The 255-nt window shown below is 44.7% G+C and carries 1 tRNA gene; it reads left to right on the top strand.

The annotated features are described in order from the left end of the window. Positions 1 to 179: 179 nt before the first annotated feature. Positions 180 to 255: transfer RNA gene (locus tag SB752_RS32875), tRNA-Thr, on the top strand.

Genomic DNA, 255 nt, shown 5'->3' with positions numbered 1-255 from the left:
GAGCTGTGGTGAAGTTGGAGTTCACGCCGGTCTGTCACACCGGAGGTCGCGGGTTCGAGTCCCGTCAGCTCCGCCATCTTCATTCAAACAGATGGCGATCATTCCTAAAATGAAAAAAGTTTATTTCCACTAAAAAATACTTGATTTTTGTTGAATGATATTTTAAACTATAAAAGTACGCCGGTATAGCTCAATTGGTAGAGCACCTGACTTGTAATCAGGGGGTTGTGGGTTCAAGTCCTATTGCCGGCACCA

The sequence above is a fragment of the Brevibacillus sp. SIMBA_040 genome, assembly GCF_046535075.1.
GTDB lineage: Bacteria > Bacillota > Bacilli > Brevibacillales > Brevibacillaceae > Brevibacillus.
This window is presented reverse-complemented; position numbering and strand designations above follow the sequence as displayed.